Genomic DNA, 18,985 nt, shown 5'->3' with positions numbered 1-18,985 from the left:
TTCGTGAGACGTAAACTCTTGCTGCTGCTGGAAACCGGACTGGTTCTGGCAGGGCTGCTGATGGGCGCTAGCGCCTGGAAAATTCATTCGGCGCTGGAACAGCCCCTGAACATCACGCAGGAAGAACTGCTGGATGTGCCGAAAGGCTCGACGCCGACCCGTACCTTCCTTGAACTCGAAACCGATGGAGTCATCAAGGACGCCTTCTGGCTGCGCATCTACTGGCGCTTCAACCTGGCCGGCACGCCGATCCATAGTGGTGAATACCGCATGCAGCCGGGCATGACTGTCAACGGTCTGATCGACTTGTGGAAACGTGGTGAAGTGGTGCAGTACAGCCTGACGCTGGTCGAGGGCTGGAACTTTCACCAGGTCCGCGCCGCACTGGCCAAAGATGAAAAGATCGAGCAGACCCTCAAGGGTTTGAGCGACAGTGAGGTGATGGAGAAAATCGGTCATCGCGGATTGTTCCCCGAGGGTCGATTCTTCCCGGACACTTATCGCTTCGTGCGGGGTTTCTCCGACGTCGATTTGCTGAAGAAAGCCTATGATCGTCTCGATGAAGTGTTGGCCAAGGAGTGGGAGAATCGCTCGGCCGATGCGCCGTACAGCGAGCCTTACCAAGCGCTGATCATGGCCTCGCTGGTGGAAAAGGAAACCGGTGTGCCGCAGGAGCGGGGGCAGATTGCCGGCGTGTTCGTGCGCCGCATGGCGCTGGGCATGCAGTTGCAAACCGACCCGACCGTGATCTACGGCCTGGGCGAGCGCTACACCGGCAAGCTGACCCGTGCTCATCTCAAGGAGCCGACGCCGTACAACACCTATGTGATCCCCGGATTGCCGCCGACGCCGATTGCCATGGTCGGCCGCGAGGCGATTCATGCCGCGCTGAATCCGGTGGAAGGCAACAGTCTGTATTTTGTTGCCCGTGGCGACGGTAGCCATGTGTTTTCCGATGATCTGGATGCGCACAATAGCGCAGTGCGCGAGTTCCAGCTCAAGCGCCGCGCCGATTACCGCTCCAGCCCGGCCCCGGCGAATGCGCCGGCCGCTCCGGCCACGGCGACGGAGGAGGCGATTCCTGCCGCGTCTCCGGATACCGCACCTGAAGCGTTGCCACAGGTTCCCGCTCAGGAACCCGCGCCGACGCCGGCTCCTGCTGCCGAGCCCGGCGCGCCCGCACCGCAAAACGCGCAATGACTTTGATGAAGGACTGCCTGTGACTGGCTTGTTTATTACCCTGGAAGGCCCGGAAGGCGCCGGCAAGAGCACCAACCGCGAATACCTCGCCGAGCGCCTGCGCGCCGAAGGTGTCGAAGTGGTGCTGACCCGCGAGCCCGGCGGTACGCCACTCGCCGAGCGCATCCGCGATGTGCTGCTGGCCCCGGCCGATGAAGTCATGAACCCCGACACCGAGCTGCTGCTGGTGTTCGCCGCACGCGCCCAGCATCTGGCCGAAGTGATCCGCCCGGCGCTGGCTCGCGGCGCCGTTGTATTGTGCGATCGTTTTACCGACTCGACTTACGCCTATCAGGGCGGCGGTCGCGGTTTGTCGCTGGAGCGCATTGCCGCGCTGGAGACGTTCGTTCAGGGCGACTTGCGTCCGGATCTGACGCTGATTTTCGATCTGCCGGTGGAAATCGGCCTGGCCCGCGCCAGTGCCCGTGGCCGTCTGGACCGGTTTGAGCTGGAAGGCCGGGCGTTTTTCGAAGCGGTACGCAATGCGTTTCTGCAGCGCGCAGAAGCCGATCCAGCGCGCTATGTGCGCATCGATGCCGGTCAGCCATTGGTCAAGGTTCAGCAATCGCTGGATACTCTGATTCCGAACTTGCTGGAGCTGATTCGTGGCTGAGGCCTATCCATGGCAGGACAGCCTCTGGCAGCAACTGGCGGGACGTAGCCAGCACGCCCACGCGTACCTGCTGCATGGCCCGGCCGGGATCGGCAAGCGCGCGCTGGCCGAGCGTCTGATGGCCAGCCTGCTGTGTCAGCGTCCGACGCCGGAGGCGTGCGGTGAGTGCAAATCCTGCCTGCTGCTCAAGGCCGGCAGCCACCCGGACAACTACATCCTTGAGCCGGAAGAAGCCGACAAGGCGATCAAGGTCGATCAGGTCCGTGATCTGGTCAGTTTCGTGGTGCAGACCGCGCAACTGGGCGGGCGCAAGGTGGTGCTGATCGAGCCGGTGGAGTCGATGAACATCAACGCCGCCAACGCTTTGCTCAAGAGCCTTGAGGAGCCCTCCGGCGATACGGTGCTGTTGCTGGTCAGTCACCAGCCGAGCCGTTTGCTGCCGACAATCAAGAGCCGCTGCGTGCAGCAGGCGTGTCCGCTGCCAGGTGAGGCCATGAGCCTGCAATGGCTGGCACAGGCGCTGCCGGAGTGCTCCGAAGAGGAACGCGTCGAATTGCTGACGCTGGCGGCCGGCTCGCCATTGGCTGCGGTCAGCCTGCAGTCCCAGGGCGTGCGTGAACAGCGGGCGCAGGTGGTCGAAGGGGTGAAGAAGCTGCTCAAACAGCAGCAATCGCCGACGCAACTGGCCGAAGAGTGGAAAAGCATTCCGATGCTGCGCCTGTTCGACTGGTTCTGCGACTGGTCGAGCCTGATCCTGCGCTATCAACTGACCCAGGATGAAACCGGCCTCGGCCTGACCGATATGCGTAAAGTCGTGCAGTACCTGGCGCAGAAAAGCGCCCAAGGCAAAGTCCTCGATATTCAGGACTGGATTCTCGCCCAACGGCAAAAAGTCCTGAGCAAGGCCAACCTCAATCCGGCATTGCTGCTGGAAGCGTTGTTGGTGCAATGGGCGGGATTACCTGGCCAAAGATAAGAATGTGTACCTAGACTCTGAACATCAGCAGTGGAGGTCAACATGAATGAAGCCATCAGCCCCGGACCGCGCAACGGCATCCTGTCCTTGACGATCAAGGACAAATCGGTGCTGTACGCCGCCTACATGCCGTTCATCAAGAACGGTGGCCTGTTCATCCCGACCAACAAGAGCTACAAGTTGGGCGACGAGGTGTTCATGCTGCTGAACCTGATGGACGAGGCGGAGAAGATTCCGGTGGCCGGCAAGGTCGCCTGGATTACCCCCAAAGGTGCCCAGGGCAACCGTGCAGCCGGCGTCGGCGTGCAATTCAACGATGGCGACAACACCGCCCGCAGTCGCATCGAAACCCATCTGGCCGGAGCACTGAAGTCCGACCGTCCCACTCATACGATGTAAGTAGCCGTCTTTTTTATGCTCGTAGATTCCCATTGTCACCTTGATCGCCTAGACCTCGCCGCCCATGACGGCTCGCTGGATGCTGCACTCGATGCGGCTCGCCAGCGTGGGGTAGGGCACTTCCTGTGTATCGGCGTGAGTGCCGACAACGCTGCCGACGTCAAAGCTCTGGCCGAGCGCTATGACGACGTCGATTGCTCGGTCGGTGTGCACCCATTGGACGTGCAACCGGGCGCGGCGCCGGCGCTGGACTGGCTGCTGCAGGAGCTCAACCACCCGAAAGTGGTGGCGATCGGTGAAACCGGTCTGGATTATCACTACGAACCGGAAGCCGCCGAGCTGCAGCAGGCATCCTTCCGCCTGCACCTGCAAGCGGCGCAGCAGACCGGCAAACCGGTGATCATCCACACCCGTGGCGCCCGTGCCGATACCCTTGAGCTGCTGCGAGAAGCGGCGTTGCCCCAGGCTGGTGTGCTGCATTGCTTCACCGAAGACTGGGACATGGCCAAAGCGGCGCTGGACATGGGTTATTACATTTCCCTGTCGGGCATTGTCACCTTCCGCAACGCCGACGCTCTGCGCGATGTGGCGAGCAAGGTGCCGGCCGATCGCCTGCTGGTGGAGACCGACTCACCGTACCTGGCGCCAATCCCTTATCGCGGCAAGCCGAACCTGCCGCAGTACGTGCGCGAAGTCGCGGAGTTTCTGGCGATGCTGCGCGGTGAGAACTACGAACGTTTCGCCGAGCAGACCACCGAGAACTTCAAGCGCCTGTTTCCGCTGGCCTCTGTCAAATCTGCCATGTAGGTCATCGGCAAATCGCAGGCAAAAAAAACCCGGGTTCTGGGGGGTGAATCCGGGTTAAGACCATTAGGAGTAAAACAAAGGCACGCGGTCCCTTGGTACCTTTACCGGCGCGGCACTTGGGGGAGATGCCGGCCGACAGTTCAAGTATTGATCAGTCTGGCGTTCAGTCCAGTTAGCCGGTCAGGGTTTTTAAACAAATTTGGAATACGGGCGCTTCAGTTGAGTTCTCATTGAGCCCCAAGCGTTCGCAAAATGAACAAGAAACACAGATATGGTCGGATGATCCGTGCATTTTTGCGCAAGTTAGGCATAATACGCGGCTTCGAATTTTGACCCTTCAGACCTTTTCTTATGCACAAAGAACCTCGTAAGGTCCGTGAGTTTCGTCGCCGCGAGCAAGAAATTCTCGATACAGCGCTCAAGCTGTTCCTCGAACAAGGTGAAGACAGTGTCACCGTCGAGATGATTGCTGATGCCGTGGGTATCGGCAAAGGCACGATCTACAAGCATTTCAAATCCAAGGCCGAGATATATCTGCGCCTGATGCTCGATTACGAGCGCGATTTGAACGAGCTGCTGCATTCGGCCGATGTCGACAAGGACAAGGAAGCGCTGTCCCGTGCCTACTTCGAATTCCGCATGCGCGACCCGCAGCGCTACCGCCTGTTCGACCGTCTCGAAGAGAAGGTCGTAAAAGGCAATCAGGTGCCGGAAATGGTCGAGGAGCTGCACAAGATCCGTGCCTCGAACTTCGAACGCCTGACCCTGCTCATCAAAGGCCGGATCAGCGAAGGCAAGCTCGAAGACGTGCCGCCATACTTCCACTACTGCGCGTCCTGGGCGCTGGTGCACGGCGCGGTGGCGCTGTATCACTCGCCGTTCTGGAGCAATGTGCTGGAAGATCAGGAAGGTTTCTTCCAGTTCCTGATGGACATCGGCGTGCGCATGGGCAACAAGCGCAAGCGCGACCCGGAAACGCCGAGCAGCTGAATCATTCAGCGGCCTTATTGCGCCATGATTTCGCTACATGACGCAGTACCGCAGGAATATACTCAGGCATAGGGCTTGCTAAAACTTGATTTGTGAGTCAAGTTTTAGCGGCTCGAAATTCTATCGCCGGAGTGATCATGATCGTTGACCGACAAGGCAGGCGTTTTCGCAATTTGCGCATAAGCCTGACTTCAGCCTGCAATTACGCCTGTACCTACTGCGTGCCCAACGGCAAGCGGTTGGTGGCTGCGCAGGATGAGCTGTCGGCCGAGGCCATGGCCCGCGGCGTGACTTATCTGATCGAAGCCGCCGGCATCGAGCGTTTGCGCATCACCGGTGGCGAGCCGCTGGTCAGCCCCAAACTCGAATCGTTCATGAGCGCCATCGGCAAGATGGGCCTGGAAGACATCAGCCTGACCACCAACGGTCAACTCCTGGCGAAAAAGCTCCCGCTGCTGGTGGACGCCGGTCTGCGCCGGATCAACGTTTCTCTCGATACCCTGGATGCCGGCGCGTTCCGCAGCATCGCCCGTGGTGGCGATCTGGCGACCGTGCTCGATGGCATGGAGCAGGCGAAAGCGGCGGGGCTGAAGATCAAGGTCAACATGGTGCCGTTGCGCGGACAGAACCTGGATCAGGTGATGCCGCTGCTCGATTACTGCCTGGAGCGTGGCTACGAGCTGCGTTTCATCGAGCTGATGCGCATGGGCCACCTCGCCACCGACTCCAATGCCTTCCTGCAACAGTTCGTCAGCCTGCAGCAACTGCTGAGTCTGATCGGCGAGCGCTACGAGTACGCCCAGGCTGATGCGCCAGTGGATGCCACGGCCGTGCGCTATGCGATCCCGGGCGTAGGCCATTTCGGCGTGATCGCCAACGAAAGCGTGCCGTTCTGCCGGACCTGTTCGCGCTTGCGTCTGTCGTCGACCGGCTGGCTGCATGGCTGCCTGTCGTCGAGCAATCGCCACTATGTCGGTGATCTGCTCGACAAGCCGCGTCATCAGGCATTGCCGGCATTGCAGCGTTTGCTGGTCAAGGCGTTGGGCGACAAGCAGGAAGTGGCGTTCTCCGGTGGTGCGACCGTCATGAAGATCATCGGCGGCTGAACAACCGCTTTCGCGAGCAAGCTCGCTCCCACATTTCGAATGCATTCTCCTGTGGGAGCGAGCTTGCTCGCGAATACGATCTTACAAATCAACGAATTTCCTGAGCTGGCGCAAAAGCTGCATCCAACGGCCATTCGCCGGTTTTCCGTCACCGGCTTCTGGAGGATGAGGATGCGTAGCCTGGTTTTGCTGCTGGCCGTTTTGGCGCTTGGCGGCTGTATGACTGTCAGCGATATGGCCGAAGGCACTCGCTATCAGATGAGCGACGCGGGGCTGCTGGATCACAGCGACAGCCGTCGGGTGAACAACTTCCGCATTCAGCCGGATTCGTTCATCTACATCGCTCAGGGCGCATTCGCACCGCCGGGTGGCTCCTATCCACGGCCGAACGTGGTGGCCGAAGAAGCGTTCAAGGGTTTTGTCGAATACTTCCCGATGGTCCGCCGCGCCCGTGCCCCGGAAGGCCTCGATCAGGCGATGGGCGAAGCCCGCGACGCCGGCGCGCACTACCTGCTTTACACCCGTTTCGCCAAGGCTGACGACCGTATCGGCAACTCTGACGAATGGCTCGATCAGGAAGCCGTGGATCGCCTCGGCATCGATGGCGGGGTGATTCAGATCATGTTGATCGAGACCAGCACCCAGTATTTGATTGATACTGCACGGATCAAGAGTCGTGGCGGTTTACTGACGTTCCACGATAACAAGCCGGAAGACCTGATCGGCCCGCCGCTGGCGCAATACGCGCGCAGCCTGCTGGGAGTCGGCGACCAATAAATCAAGGAGTACGCCATGAGTGGCCCGCAAAAAGCCAATGACCTGTTGGGACAGATCCCCAAAACCAAAGGCCTGCCGCCGGTGCACTTGTGGAACCCGGACTTCTGCGGTGACATCGACATGCGCATCGCCCGCGACGGCACCTGGTATTACCTGGGCACGCCAATCGGGCGCAAGCCGATGGTTAAACTGTTCTCCACCATCATCCGCCGCGACGGCGATGATTATTTCCTGATTACCCCGGTCGAGAAGGTCGGGATCAAGGTCGACGACGCGCCGTTCGTGGCGATTGCCGTGGAAGTGGAAGGCGAGGGCGAGGCGCAGGTCCTGCGTTTCACCACCAACGTTGAAGAGACCGCCGAGGCCGGGCCGGAACATCCGATCCGCGTCGAGATCGACCCGACCACTCAGGAACCTGCGCCTTACGTGCATGTGCGTACCAACCTTGAAGCGCTGATTCACCGCAACGTGTTTTACCAACTGGTGGAGCTGGCGGTCAGTCGTGAGATCGATGGGCAGCGCTGGCTGGGTGTGTGGAGTGGCGGCGAGTTCTTCCGGATCGGCCTCGAACCTTAAACACAAATCACTGTGGGAGCGAGCCTGCTCGCGAAGACGGTAAGTCAGTCGATACTTAGGTTGATTGATACACCGCTTTCGCGAGCAAGCTCGCTCCCACATTGGTTTTGAGAATCACCTTAAAATCCCGATTGACTGTTAATCATATGATCATTAGCGTGGACACCCATCGCCAACTGCTTTGAGGTCTCCATGTCCAGCAGCTTTCATGCGTCAACGGTCGATTGGCTGGGCAGCTGGATTGCCGCTGGCCAGGTCAAACCGGGGCAGGCGATCAAGGTCGAGGCGGATCTGGGCGAGCAGTTAGGTGTCAGCCGCACGGTGATTCGCGAAGCGATCAAGACCCTGGTCGCCAAAGGCCTGCTCGAAGTCGGGCCGAAAGTCGGTACCCGGGTGTTGCCGGTACGGCGCTGGAACCTGTTCGATCCGCAAGTGGTTGGCTGGCTGTCGCGCAATGGTTTGCCGGAAAACTTTGTCGATGACCTGCTCGACCTGCGCCGCACCATCGAACCGATGGCCGTGCGCTGGGCCTGTGAGCGCGCCAGCCTGGAGCAGATTCACGCGGTGCAGCTGGCCTACAACGCGTTGGAACGGGCGGTCGACAGCGGCATCGACTACAACCGTGCCGACCAGGCTTTCCACGAATGCATTCTGGCGGCCAGCCACAACCAGTTCATCGAGCAAATGGTCCCGGCCCTCGGCGCCTTGCTCGCCGTGTCGTTTGAAGTCTCCGCTGCCGACCCCGATGAACTACGGCGCACATTGCCGATCCACAAAGACATGGCCGACGCCATTGCCGCCCGTGACTCAGCGCGCGGCGTGTGGGCCTGCGTGACCCTGATCGACAATGCCGACCTGGCGATCAAACGCTTTTACCCGCAGGTGATGGCCGACAAAAAAGCCAGCTGACAAAGCCTGAATTCCCCTGTGGGAGCGAGCTTGCTCGCGAAGGCGGCGAATCAGATACGCCGCCTTCGACTGACACTCCGCTTTCGCGAGCAAGCTCGCTCCCACATTTAGAACACCAAGACCCAAGGAGTTGCCATGAGCTGGACCGCCGTAACCCAACACCGCGCCAGGCTCGGCGAAGGGCCATTCTGGGACGCCCCGACCCAAGCACTGTACTGGGTCGATATCGCCGGCAAACAGGCGTTGCGGCTGATCGGCAACAACGTGCAGATCTGGCAGATGCCCGAGCACGTTTCCGCGTTCATCCCCTGTGCCAGCGGCGATGCGCTGGTTACCTTGAGCAGCGGCGTCTATCGCCTGGATCTCGATTCCCCCGGTCTTGAGCCGAACCTGACGCTGTTCTGCATCGCCGACCCGCAACCGGGCAATCGGCCCAACGAGGCACGCTGCGATGGTCAGGGGCGACTGTGGCTCGGCACCATGCAGAACAACATCGGCGACAACGGCGAAGACCTGCCGATCGAGCGTCGTTCCGGTGGCTTGTTTCGCATTGATCCCGACCAGCGTGTCACGCCATTGCTGCTCGGTCTCGGTATTCCCAACACGCTGTTGTGGAGCGACGACGGCACCAGATTGCTGTTCGGCGACAGCCTCGACGGGGCGCTCAATCGCTATTTCATTCACACCGATGGCAATCTGGATAACGCCGAGATCTGGTATGGCCCTGACCAGAATGGCGGCCCGGACGGATCGGCAATCGACACTGAGGGTTATGTGTGGAACGCACGTTGGGACGGCAGCTGCCTGTTGCGCCTGACGCCGGACGGCAAGGTCGACCGCAAAATCGATCTGCCTGTAAGCCGGCCAACCAGTTGCGTATTCGGCGGCGAAGACCTGAAAACCCTGTACATCACCAGCGCCCAGAGTCCGCACAACCATCCACTGGATGGCGCAGTCCTGTCGATGCGCGTCGATGTGCCGGGCAAACTCTGCACACGCTTCGCTGGATAAATCCCAAAATATGGGATGCAAAATTATATATTGAGATTATTTGGCGGTCGGGTTTATAGTCGGCTCCAGCAGTAACACGCACTCACACTTAAAAAGAACAAAACAGGTGAAGTGATGCAGCGAATCTCTATCGCACTCCTCAGCGGAGTCAGCGTCTCGCAACGGTCCGGCGTCGCTTGCCGTGACTGCCTGTTTCGTTTTCACAGTCTTCCAGACCGGACATCGTCAGATGCCCGGTTTTTTTGTGCTGACGAACAGGAGTCCTGATCCATGGCTGAACCTCTTTCCTTGCCGCCGGTGCCTGCGCCGCCGAAGGGTGAGCGTTTGAAAAACAAAGTGGTGCTGCTGACCGGTGCCGCTCAAGGCATCGGCGAGGCGATCGTTGCCACCTTCGCTTCGCAGCAGGCCAGACTGGTGATCAGCGATATTCAGGCAGAAAAGGTCGAGAAGGTTGCCGCCCACTGGCGCGACAAGGGCTACGACGTGCAGGCGATCAAGGCTGACGTCTCGCGCCAGCAGGACTTGCACGCCATGGCCAGACTGGCGGTTGAGCTGCACGGGCGCATCGACGTGCTGGTCAATTGCGCCGGGGTCAACGTGTTCCGCGACCCGCTGCAAATGACCGAAGAAGACTGGCGTCGTTGCTTCGCCATCGACCTGGACGGCGCCTGGTTCGGTAGCAAAGCCGTGCTGCCGCAGATGATCGAGCAGGGCGTCGGCAGCATCATCAACATCGCCTCGACCCATTCCAGCCACATCATTCCCGGTTGCTTCCCGTACCCGGTGGCCAAGCACGGCCTGCTCGGGCTGACCCGGGCGCTGGGCATCGAATACGCGGCGAAGGGCGTCCGGGTCAACGCCATTGCCCCGGGCTACATCGAGACACAACTCAATGTCGATTACTGGAACGGCTTTGCCGATCCGCAGGCCGAGCGTCAGCGTGCGTTTGATCTGCATCCACCAAAACGCATTGGTCAGCCGCTCGAAGTGGCGATGACCGCCGTCTTCCTGGCCAGCGATGAAGCGCCGTTCATCAACGCCTCGTGCATCACCATCGATGGTGGTCGCTCGGTGATGTACCACGACTGAGTGGATCGGGTTTCAAGCGGTGAACTCCGCGTGAAATCCAATCATCATACGATATGACTATTTTCAACAGGCTTTGCAGCAGTACGTGTCACGCCACCACACCTGTGGCGAGGGAGCTTGCTCCCGCTCGGCTGCGCAGCAGTCGTAAATTCGGGCTGCGCGGTGTGTTTGATTGACCGAGGTAACCGGTTTTAGGGCCGCTTCGCAGCCCAGCGGGAGCAAGCTCCCTCGCCACAAACTGTTTAATTTGCTCAAAAAAATAACAAGGAGTCAGCTTATGAAACGTCGTTTCCGGATTCGTACCCTGTGCAGTGCCGCGCTGGCGGTCACCGCGTTCAGTCTGAGCAGTTCGCTGCTGGCTGCCGACACCGTGAAAATCGGTTTCCTGGTCAAACAGGCTGAAGAGCCGTGGTTCCAGACCGAGTGGGCTTTCGCCGAAAAAGCCGCCAAGGACAAGGGCTTCGAACTGATCAAGATCGCCGTGCCAGACGGCGAGAAAACCCTCTCGGCCATCGACAGCCTCGCCGCCAACGGCGCCAAAGGCTTCGTGATCTGCCCGCCGGACGTCTCGCTCGGCCCGGCGATCATGGCCAAAGCCAAACTCAATGACCTCAAAGTGATTGCCGTGGACGATCGTTTCGTCGACGCCAACGGCAAGTTCATGGAAGACGTGCCGTACCTCGGCATGGCCGCGTTCGAAGTCGGCCAGAAGCAGGGCAACGCGATGGTTGCCGAAGCGAAGAAACGCAACTGGGACTGGAAAGACACTTACGCGGTGGTCAACACCTACAACGAACTCGACACCGGCAAGAAGCGCACCGACGGTTCGATGAAGGCGCTCGAAGACGCTGGCCTGCCGAAAGACCACATCCTGACCGCCGCGCTGAAAACCCTCGACGTGCCGGGCAGCATGGACGCCACCAACTCGGCGCTGGTCAAGCTGCCAAGCGCGGCGAAGAACCTGATCATCGGCGGCATGAACGACAACACCGTGCTCGGCGGCGTACGCGCCACCGAAGCCGCCGGGTTTGCCGCGGCCAACGTGATTGGCATCGGCATCAACGGCACCGACGCCATCGGCGAGCTGAAAAAGCCCAACAGTGGTTTCTTCGGCTCGATGCTGCCAAGCCCGCACATCGAAGGCTACAAGACCGCCGAGATGATGTACGAGTGGGTCACCACCGGCAAAGAACCGCCGAAGTACACAGCGATGGACGACGTCACCCTGATCACCCGTGAGAACTTCAAGCAAGAGCTGGAAAAAATCGGCCTGTGGAATTGATGGCTGCTCGATCGGTGTGAAGAGGTGACTCAGATGCACGCGCAAGTACAGACACACTCAAGCAGCGCCGGCGGCAGCCTGCGCTTCAACGGGATCGGCAAGACCTTCCCCGGGGTCAAGGCGCTGGACGCCATCAGCTTCGTCGCCCATCCAGGGCAGGTGCACGCCTTGATGGGCGAGAACGGCGCCGGCAAATCGACCCTGCTGAAAATCCTCGGTGGCGCCTACATTCCGAGCAGCGGCGAGTTGCAGATCGGCGAGCAGGCCATGGCGTTCAAGTCGACCGCCGATAGCATCGGCAGCGGCGTCGCGGTGATTCACCAGGAGCTGCATCTGGTGCCGGAAATGAGCGTGGCCGAGAACCTGTTTCTCGGTCATCTGCCGGCCAGTTTCGGCCTGATCAACCGTGGCCTGCTGCGCCAGAATGCCTTGGCCTGCCTCAAGGGGCTGGCCGATGAAATCGATCCGCAGACCAAGGTCGGGCGCCTGTCGCTCGGCCAGCGGCAACTGGTGGAAATCGCCAAGGCGCTGTCCCGTGGCGCGCATGTGATCGCCTTCGATGAGCCGACCAGCAGCCTCTCGGCCCGCGAAATCGACCGTTTGATGGCGATCATCAGCCGCCTGCGCGATGAGGGCAAAGTGGTGCTCTACGTCTCGCATCGCATGGAAGAAGTGTTCCGCATTTGCGATGCGGTGACGGTGTTCAAGGACGGCCGTTACGTGCGCACCTTCGACGACATGAGCCAGTTGACCCACGATCAACTGGTGACCTGCATGGTCGGGCGCGACATTCAGGACATCTACGATTACCGCAGTCGTCCACGCGGCGCGGTGGCGTTGAAGGTCGACGGTCTGCTTGGCCCAGGGCTGCGTGAGCCGGTGAGTTTCGAGGCGCACAAGGGCGAGATTCTCGGCCTGTTTGGTCTGGTCGGGGCCGGGCGCACCGAGCTGTTTCGCTTGCTCAGCGGGCTTGAGCGCAACACCGCCGGACGCCTTGAATTGCGCGGTCATGAATTGAAATTGCGCTCACCGCGCGATGCGATTGCCGCCGGGATCCTGCTGTGCCCCGAGGACCGCAAAAAGGAGGGGATCATTCCGCTGGCCAGCGTTGCCGAGAACATCAACATCAGCGCGCGCGGTGCCAATGCCAGCCTCGGCTGCCTGCTGCGCGGGCTGTGGGAGAAGGGCAACGCTGACAAGCAGATCAAGGCGCTGAAAGTCAAAACCCCGCACGCCGGTCAGCAGATCAAATTCCTCTCCGGCGGCAATCAGCAGAAGGCGATTCTCGGTCGCTGGCTGTCGATGCCGATGAAGGTGCTGCTGCTCGACGAGCCGACTCGCGGCATCGACATCGGCGCCAAGGCCGAGATCTACCAGATCATCCATAACCTGGCCGCCGACGGAATTTCGGTGATCGTGGTGTCCAGCGACCTGATGGAAGTGATGGGCATTTCCGACCGCATTCTGGTGCTCTGCGAAGGCGCGCTGCGCGGCGAAGTCAGCCGCGACCAGGCCAATGAATCCAACCTGCTGCAACTGGCTTTGCCGCGCCATCGCGCTGACGGCGTGGCGAACTGAGAGGTGACTATGATGACCATCCAAAACAAGGCGCTGCCGACTCCCCGCAAACCGCTGGACCTGCGGCGCTTCCTCGACGACTGGGTCATGCTGCTGGCGGCCATCGGCATCTTCGTCGCCTGCACCCTGCTGATCGACAACTTCCTTTCACCGCTGAACATGCGCGGGCTGGGCCTGGCGATTTCCACCACCGGCATTGCCGCGTGCACCATGCTGTATTGCCTGGCGTCGGGGCATTTCGATCTGTCGGTGGGTTCGGTGATCGCCTGCGCCGGGGTGGTGGCGGCAGTGGTGATGCGCGACACCAACAGCGTGTTCCTCGGCGTCAGCGCGGCGCTGGTGATGGGCCTGATTGTCGGGCTGATCAACGGCATCGTGATTGCCAAGCTGCGGGTCAACGCGCTGATCACCACGCTGGCGACCATGCAGATCGTCCGCGGCCTGGCCTACATTTTCGCCAACGGCAAAGCGGTGGGCGTGTCGCAGGAATCGTTCTTCGTCTTCGGCAACGGCCAGTTGTTCGGCGTGCCGGTGCCGATCCTGATCACCATCGTCTGCTTCCTGTTTTTCGGCTGGCTGCTGAACTACACCACCTACGGGCGCAACACCATGGCCATCGGTGGCAACCAGGAGGCGGCATTGCTCGCCGGGGTGAACGTTGACCGGACCAAGATCATCATTTTCGCCGTGCACGGCGTGATCGGTGCGCTGGCCGGGGTGATTCTGGCGTCGCGGATGACCTCTGGGCAGCCAATGATTGGCCAGGGTTTCGAGCTGACCGTGATTTCGGCGTGTGTGCTGGGCGGGGTGTCGCTCAGTGGCGGGATCGGGATGATCCGCCACGTGATTGCCGGGGTGTTGATTCTGGCGATCATCGAGAATGCGATGAACCTGAAGAACATCGATACGTTTTATCAGTATGTGATTCGCGGTTCGATTCTGTTGCTGGCCGTCGTCATCGACCGCCTGAAACAACGCTGATTCTAACCGGCGAAGCATAATTTTGTGGCGAGGGAGCTTGCTCCCGCTCGGCTGCGCAGCAGTCGCAAATCCGGACATTGCGGTGTGTCAGACTCACCCTTGTCGCCGGTTTCAGGGCCGCTCCGCAGCCCTGCGGGAGCAAGCTCCCTCGCCACAGTGATGCATTCCTTCTGTCCGAACCCCTAAAAACTCCTTGCCCGCCCGCGCCCGTTTCGGGTATCACTTTGTACATGATTAGACAGGTACGATTTGACAAGAAACAACGGGTAGTCGACGAGCTCGTCCGGCGCATCGAAAGCGGCCTCATGGAGGACGGCTTTCTGTTGCCCGGCGAGCATCAGTTGGCTCAGGAATTCAACGTCAGCCGTGGCACGTTGCGGGAGGCGCTGGCCGAGCTGAAGCGGCGCAATTACATCGCCACGCAAAGCGGGGTCGGCTCAATCGTCACGTTTGACGGTGTGGTGCTCGATCAGCGCAGCGGCTGGGCGCAGGCGCTGGCCGACAGTGGGGCGCTGATCAACACCGAAGTGCTGCGCCTGGAAGCGGTGACCCGGCCGGATTTGCTTTCGCGTTTCGGCACCGACCAGTTCATCACCCTCGACCGCCGCCGGCGTTCCAATGACGGCACGCTGGTCTCCCTCGAACGCTCGCTGTTGCCGGCCACCGGAGGCCTGGAAAGCCTGCCGCGTGTCGGTCTTATCGACAACTCGCTGACCATCACCCTGGCCGCCTACGGCTACATCGGCGAGCGCGGCGATCAGTGGATCGGCGCCGAACCGCTGAATGCCGTGGACGCCGAGCTGCTCGGTCGCGCGGAAGGCACTGTGTTTCTCAAGGCCTTGCGCACGACTTACGACCGGCAGAACCGCTTCATGGAGCAGGTCGAAAGCCTGCTCGACCCGGTGCATTTCCGCCTGCACCTGCAATTTGGAGAACAGAAATGACCGCGCTCAACCGTGCCCTCGGTGCGTTTTATGGCCTGGCCCTCGGTGATGCGCTGGGCATGCCGACACAATCGCTGAACCGCGAAACGATCAAGACCCGCTTCGGCCACATCACCGATCTGCAGGACGCCGGTCCTTTGCAACCGATCGCCGCCAACATGCCCAAAGGTTCGATCACCGACGACACCGAACAGGCGATTCTGGTTGGCGAGTTGCTGGTCGAAGGCAAAGGCCGGATCGAGCCGGCAGTGCTTGCCCAACGGCTGATCGAGTGGGAAGCCGAGATGCAGGCCAAGGGCTCGCAGGACCTGCTCGGCCCATCGACCAAACGCGCCATTGAAATGATTCTCGCCGGCCACTCGCCGGAAGAAGCCGGGCGTTACGGCACCACCAACGGCGCAGCGATGCGCATCACCCCGGTGGGCATCGCCGCAGACGTCGCTGATCCCGAGCGTTTCATCGCGGCCGTGGTGCAGGCCTGTCAGGTCACGCACAACACCACGCTGGGGATTTCCAGCGCGGCGGCGGTCGCGGCAGTGGTCTCGGCCGGGATCAACGGCATGGATCTGGGCGAGGCATTGAACCTTGGCCAGCAGATTGCGCAACAGGCCGAGGCACATGGTCACTGGGTGGCCGGCGGACGCATCGCTTCGCGCATCAGTTGGGCGCGGACGATTAGCGTCGACAGTGACAAGGCGCTGCTGGCGGACCTGCTGTACGACGTGATCGGCACGTCGGTGGCATCGCAGGAATCGGTGGTGGTGTCGTTCGCCCTGGCGCAGCAAGTGGCCGTTGGCGAGATGAGCGCATTCGATGCGTTGTGCATGGCCGCCAGTCTTGGCGGTGACACTGACACCATCGCGGCGATTCTTGGCGCCATGCTCGGGGCCTGCCTGGGCCTTGAGAGCTGGCCTGCGCCGATGATTGCCACGGTCAAAGCGGTCAATCATCTGGAGCTTGAACCGTTGGTGCAGGGGCTGTTGGCCCTGCGTTAAACACATGACTGTGGCGAGGGAGCTTGCTCCCGCTGGACTGCGAAGCGGCCCCAAACCCTGCCGGCACCCTGTGTCAGACATACCCCCATTGTCTGGATTACGACTGCTGCGCAGCCGAGCGGGAGCAAGCTCCCTCGCCACAAGAGCAATAAATTTTGCGTCATTGCCCACAACCACAATAAAGGCAAACAGGAGCACTGTTCATGAGTTCAACAAATGCCGGGCAAAGCGCCGGGCAACTGGAAACCCGGGGCATCGAGCCGGTGCCGGAAACCGAGTGCAACGGTCATCCGCTGCAACTGTTCTGGGTCTGGTTCGCCGCCAACATTTCCATTCTCGGCCTGCCGCTGGGTGCCACGCTGGTGGCGTTTCGCGGGCTGGCGATCTGGCAGGCGATCATCGTTGCCATCGTCGGCGCCGCCGGTTCGTTCGCCGTGGTCGGGATCATCTCGATTGCCGGCCGCCGTGGCCGTGCGCCGAGCCTGACCTTGTCGCGGGCGATCTTCGGCGTACGCGGCAATATCGGCCCGACGCTGGTCTCGCTGATGTCGCGGCTGGGTTGGGAAACCGTCAACACCACCACCGCCGCGTTCGTGCTGCTGTCGCTGTGTTCGATCCTGTTCGGCTCGCCGGTTGAGGCGAAGAGTGCGCCAGTGCTGACGCTGATCTTCATCGCGATTTTCGTGCTGCTGACCCTGTCGGTTTCCGGCCTCGGTCACGCCACCTTGCTGGTGATCCAGAAGTGGGCGACCTACGTGTTCGGCGCGCTGAACATTCTGGTCGGCGGCTTCCTTTGCGCGACCATCGACTGGAGCGCGGTGTTCAACGCCACACCCGCCCCCATGAGCGCGATGATCATCGGCATCGGCACCATGGCCGCCGGCACCGGGATCGGCTGGGCCAACGCCGGCGCCGACATGTCGCGCTATCAGCACCGCAGCGTCAAGGCGGTGCGGCTGGTGGCTTCGGCGGCGTTCGGTGCGGGGATTCCTCTGGTGCTGCTGATCACCCTCGGCGGTCTGCTGTCGGTGGGCAACAATGACCTGGCGTCAGCGACTGACCCGATCGTGGCAATCCGCGACATGCTGCCGACCTGGATGGCCGTGCCGTACCTGATCACCGCATTCGGCGGGCTGCTGCTGTCGAACAACCTGTCGGTGTACTCCGCCGGATTGACCACGCTGACCCTCGGCCTCAAGGTCAAACGCGTCTACGCGGTGGTGGTGGACATCGTGGCGATCTTTGCCGGTTCGATCTATTTCATGTTGATCGCCGACAGCTTCTATGGCCCGTTCATCACCTTCATTTCCCTGTTGGCGGTGCCGATCACCGCGTGGGTCGGGATCTTCGTCGTCGACCTGATTCACCGTCACTACTACAGCCCCAAAGACCTGCTCGATGTCAGCCCGAGCAGTGCTTACTGGTATCGCGGCGGCATCGAGTGGCGCGCGTTCGGCGCGTGGGCGATTGCCATCGTGCTTGGCTTCAGTTTCACCACCATCGGCACCACCGCCGAAAACGTCTGGTTCAAGGGCTTCCTGTCTGACTCGTGGCTGGGCCACAACGGTCTGGGCTGGATCGTGACCTTCGTGGTGGCCGGTGGCATTTACCTGATTCTCGGTGGGGCGAAAGATCGCCGCGCCGCGCAAGGCGAGAATGCTCATGCCTAAGATGTTGCACACCGGCCAGGTCATCATCGACCTGGTCATGGCCGTGGATCAGCTGCCGCAAGTCGGCGGCGATGTGCTGGCGCAATCTGCCGCTTTCGAGGCTGGCGGCGGCTTCAACGTGATGGCCGCAGCTGTGCGCAACGGTTTGCCGGTGGTCTATCTCGGTCGTCATGGCACCGGGCGTTTTGGTGATCTGGCGCGCCAGGCGATGAACGCTGAAGGTATTCATATCGGCATCCAGATGCCTGCGCAACGCGACACCGGGATTTGCGTGGCGCTGACCGATGCGTCGGCTGAGCGCAGTTTCATCTCCTACATCGGCGCTGAAGGCGAAGTGACCGAGGAGGATTTGAACAGCGTGGCCGCCGAGGCGGGCGATTACGTTTATGTGAGCGGCTACAGCCTGCTTCACGTGGGCAAGGCGCAGGCGCTGCTGGACTGGACGCTGGCGCTGCCAGAGGTGATCAGCGTGGTGTTTGATCCGGGCCCGTTGGTGGAATCGCCGGACTCGGCGTTGATGCAGGCGCTGTTGCCACGCATCGATGTGTGGACCAGCAACAGCGTGGAGGCGTTGCGGTTTACCGGGGCTGCGGACATTGCGGCGGCCCTGGATCGCCTCGCCGAGCATCTACCGAAAGACGTGCTGATGGTGGTGCGCGACGGGCCGCAGGGGTGCTGGATCCAGCAGGCTGGCGAGCGTCGGCAGGTGCCGGGGTTTGCCGTGAAAGCGGTCGACAGCAACGGCGCGGGTGATGCTCATGCCGGGGTGTTCGTCGCCGGATTGGCGCAGGGTCTGGACGCGCTTGAGGCGGCACGCCGGGCGAATGCGGCGGCTGCTTTGGCTGTGACGCGTTGGGGGCCGGCGACTGCGCCGGGGGCGGCTGAGGTGGATGGGTTTATCCGCGAAGTCTGCGGCGATTGATCTGACGCTTTCGCTGGCAAGCCAGCTCCCACAGGTTTACAGGGTGAAACGCAAATTTGTGTACCCCGGAATCCCTGTGGGAGCTGGCTTGCCAGCGATAAGGCCATCAGCCTCACAACAA

Annotated in this window: 19 protein-coding genes; all 19 read left to right on the top strand. The window is 61.2% G+C overall.

Annotated elements, in window-relative coordinates; translation table 11 throughout:
* Window positions 1-3 precede the first annotated feature (3 nt).
* The 19 genes from mltG (at window position 4) to PMI25_RS26115 (ending at window position 18,864) form a co-directional block, all read left to right on the top strand.
* Complete coding sequence (mltG, locus tag PMI25_RS26205; RefSeq protein ID WP_007967602.1) at window positions 4-1,200, top strand: endolytic transglycosylase MltG; 1,197 nt, start codon at window positions 4-6, stop codon at window positions 1,198-1,200.
* 19 nt (window positions 1,201-1,219) lie between these two features.
* Window positions 1,220-1,852, top strand: a complete 633-nt coding sequence (gene tmk / locus PMI25_RS26200; protein ID WP_007967603.1) for a dTMP kinase — start codon at window positions 1,220-1,222, stop codon at window positions 1,850-1,852.
* Window positions 1,845-2,828, top strand: a complete 984-nt coding sequence (locus PMI25_RS26195; protein ID WP_007967604.1) for a DNA polymerase III subunit delta' — start codon at window positions 1,845-1,847, stop codon at window positions 2,826-2,828. The genes tmk and PMI25_RS26195 overlap by 8 nt, the downstream gene beginning before the upstream one ends.
* Window positions 2,829-2,870: 42 nt before the next feature.
* Window positions 2,871-3,227 carry a PilZ domain-containing protein gene (locus tag PMI25_RS26190; RefSeq protein WP_007967607.1) on the top strand — a complete coding sequence of 119 codons (357 nt, stop codon included), beginning with the start codon at window positions 2,871-2,873 and terminating at the stop codon, window positions 3,225-3,227.
* Window positions 3,228-3,242: 15 nt separating this feature from the next.
* Window positions 3,243-4,034 carry a TatD family hydrolase gene (locus tag PMI25_RS26185; protein ID WP_007967609.1) on the top strand — a complete coding sequence of 264 codons (792 nt, stop codon included), beginning with the start codon at window positions 3,243-3,245 and terminating at the stop codon, window positions 4,032-4,034.
* Between the two features lie 351 nt (window positions 4,035-4,385).
* The gene (locus PMI25_RS26180) at window positions 4,386-5,024 is read left to right on the top strand and encodes a TetR/AcrR family transcriptional regulator (protein WP_007950805.1); all 639 of its coding nucleotides are present in this window, start codon (window positions 4,386-4,388) and stop codon (window positions 5,022-5,024) included.
* Window positions 5,025-5,161: 137 nt separating this feature from the next.
* Window positions 5,162-6,130 (top strand): GTP 3',8-cyclase MoaA, encoded by a 969-nt coding sequence (locus PMI25_RS26175; protein ID WP_007967612.1) that lies wholly within the window; start codon window positions 5,162-5,164, stop codon window positions 6,128-6,130.
* Between the two features lie 171 nt (window positions 6,131-6,301).
* Window positions 6,302-6,907 (top strand): DUF4823 domain-containing protein, encoded by a 606-nt coding sequence (locus PMI25_RS26170; protein ID WP_007967613.1) that lies wholly within the window; start codon window positions 6,302-6,304, stop codon window positions 6,905-6,907.
* 15 nt (window positions 6,908-6,922) lie between these two features.
* Complete coding sequence (locus PMI25_RS26165) at window positions 6,923-7,483, top strand: DUF1285 domain-containing protein (RefSeq protein ID WP_007967615.1); 561 nt, start codon at window positions 6,923-6,925, stop codon at window positions 7,481-7,483.
* Between the two features lie 192 nt (window positions 7,484-7,675).
* On the top strand, window positions 7,676-8,392 hold the full coding sequence (locus tag PMI25_RS26160) for a FadR/GntR family transcriptional regulator (RefSeq protein WP_007967616.1): 717 nt from the start codon (window positions 7,676-7,678) through the stop codon (window positions 8,390-8,392).
* Window positions 8,393-8,527: 135 nt separating this feature from the next.
* Window positions 8,528-9,403: an SMP-30/gluconolactonase/LRE family protein gene (locus tag PMI25_RS26155; RefSeq protein ID WP_007967617.1), complete on the top strand. Its 876-nt coding sequence runs from the start codon at window positions 8,528-8,530 to the stop codon at window positions 9,401-9,403.
* A gap of 270 nt (window positions 9,404-9,673) precedes the next feature.
* A complete protein-coding gene (locus tag PMI25_RS26150; protein ID WP_007967619.1) occupies window positions 9,674-10,492 on the top strand; it encodes an SDR family oxidoreductase in 819 nt (272 codons plus the stop codon).
* 277 nt (window positions 10,493-10,769) lie between these two features.
* Window positions 10,770-11,774: a substrate-binding domain-containing protein gene (locus PMI25_RS26145; protein ID WP_007967620.1), complete on the top strand. Its 1,005-nt coding sequence runs from the start codon at window positions 10,770-10,772 to the stop codon at window positions 11,772-11,774.
* Window positions 11,775-11,807: 33 nt separating this feature from the next.
* Window positions 11,808-13,352: an L-arabinose ABC transporter ATP-binding protein AraG gene (araG, locus tag PMI25_RS26140; RefSeq protein ID WP_007967622.1), complete on the top strand. Its 1,545-nt coding sequence runs from the start codon at window positions 11,808-11,810 to the stop codon at window positions 13,350-13,352.
* Window positions 13,353-13,364: 12 nt separating this feature from the next.
* Window positions 13,365-14,333, top strand: a complete 969-nt coding sequence (araH, locus tag PMI25_RS26135; RefSeq protein WP_027612371.1) for an L-arabinose ABC transporter permease AraH — start codon at window positions 13,365-13,367, stop codon at window positions 14,331-14,333.
* Window positions 14,334-14,563: 230 nt separating this feature from the next.
* Complete coding sequence (locus tag PMI25_RS26130) at window positions 14,564-15,277, top strand: GntR family transcriptional regulator (protein ID WP_007967625.1); 714 nt, start codon at window positions 14,564-14,566, stop codon at window positions 15,275-15,277.
* Window positions 15,274-16,272 (top strand): ADP-ribosylglycohydrolase family protein, encoded by a 999-nt coding sequence (locus tag PMI25_RS26125; protein WP_007967627.1) that lies wholly within the window; start codon window positions 15,274-15,276, stop codon window positions 16,270-16,272. The genes PMI25_RS26130 and PMI25_RS26125 overlap by 4 nt, the downstream gene beginning before the upstream one ends.
* A gap of 203 nt (window positions 16,273-16,475) precedes the next feature.
* Complete coding sequence (locus PMI25_RS26120; protein WP_007967629.1) at window positions 16,476-17,942, top strand: purine-cytosine permease family protein; 1,467 nt, start codon at window positions 16,476-16,478, stop codon at window positions 17,940-17,942.
* Window positions 17,935-18,864, top strand: a complete 930-nt coding sequence (locus tag PMI25_RS26115) for a PfkB family carbohydrate kinase (protein WP_007967631.1) — start codon at window positions 17,935-17,937, stop codon at window positions 18,862-18,864. The genes PMI25_RS26120 and PMI25_RS26115 overlap by 8 nt, the downstream gene beginning before the upstream one ends.
* The last annotated feature ends 121 nt before the right edge of the window (window positions 18,865-18,985 follow it).

This window comes from Pseudomonas sp. GM30 (assembly GCF_000282275.2).
Taxonomy (GTDB): Bacteria; Pseudomonadota; Gammaproteobacteria; order Pseudomonadales; family Pseudomonadaceae; genus Aquipseudomonas.
This window is presented reverse-complemented; position numbering and strand designations above follow the sequence as displayed.

Coding starts and splice junctions, on each gene's coding strand:
- PMI25_RS26115 (WP_007967631.1), top strand. CDS start 17,935: ATGCCTAAGATGTTGCACACCGGCCAGGTCATCATCGACCTGGTCATG.
- araG (WP_007967622.1), top strand. CDS start 11,808: ATGCACGCGCAAGTACAGACACACTCAAGCAGCGCCGGCGGCAGCCTG.
- PMI25_RS26180 (WP_007950805.1), top strand. CDS start 4,386: ATGCACAAAGAACCTCGTAAGGTCCGTGAGTTTCGTCGCCGCGAGCAA.
- PMI25_RS26130 (WP_007967625.1), top strand. CDS start 14,564: ATGATTAGACAGGTACGATTTGACAAGAAACAACGGGTAGTCGACGAG.
- PMI25_RS26165 (WP_007967615.1), top strand. CDS start 6,923: ATGAGTGGCCCGCAAAAAGCCAATGACCTGTTGGGACAGATCCCCAAA.
- PMI25_RS26160 (WP_007967616.1), top strand. CDS start 7,676: ATGTCCAGCAGCTTTCATGCGTCAACGGTCGATTGGCTGGGCAGCTGG.
- PMI25_RS26190 (WP_007967607.1), top strand. CDS start 2,871: ATGAATGAAGCCATCAGCCCCGGACCGCGCAACGGCATCCTGTCCTTG.
- PMI25_RS26155 (WP_007967617.1), top strand. CDS start 8,528: ATGAGCTGGACCGCCGTAACCCAACACCGCGCCAGGCTCGGCGAAGGG.
- PMI25_RS26125 (WP_007967627.1), top strand. CDS start 15,274: ATGACCGCGCTCAACCGTGCCCTCGGTGCGTTTTATGGCCTGGCCCTC.
- PMI25_RS26185 (WP_007967609.1), top strand. CDS start 3,243: ATGCTCGTAGATTCCCATTGTCACCTTGATCGCCTAGACCTCGCCGCC.
- PMI25_RS26145 (WP_007967620.1), top strand. CDS start 10,770: ATGAAACGTCGTTTCCGGATTCGTACCCTGTGCAGTGCCGCGCTGGCG.
- araH (WP_027612371.1), top strand. CDS start 13,365: ATGACCATCCAAAACAAGGCGCTGCCGACTCCCCGCAAACCGCTGGAC.
- PMI25_RS26120 (WP_007967629.1), top strand. CDS start 16,476: ATGAGTTCAACAAATGCCGGGCAAAGCGCCGGGCAACTGGAAACCCGG.
- PMI25_RS26175 (WP_007967612.1), top strand. CDS start 5,162: ATGATCGTTGACCGACAAGGCAGGCGTTTTCGCAATTTGCGCATAAGC.
- PMI25_RS26150 (WP_007967619.1), top strand. CDS start 9,674: ATGGCTGAACCTCTTTCCTTGCCGCCGGTGCCTGCGCCGCCGAAGGGT.
- PMI25_RS26170 (WP_007967613.1), top strand. CDS start 6,302: ATGCGTAGCCTGGTTTTGCTGCTGGCCGTTTTGGCGCTTGGCGGCTGT.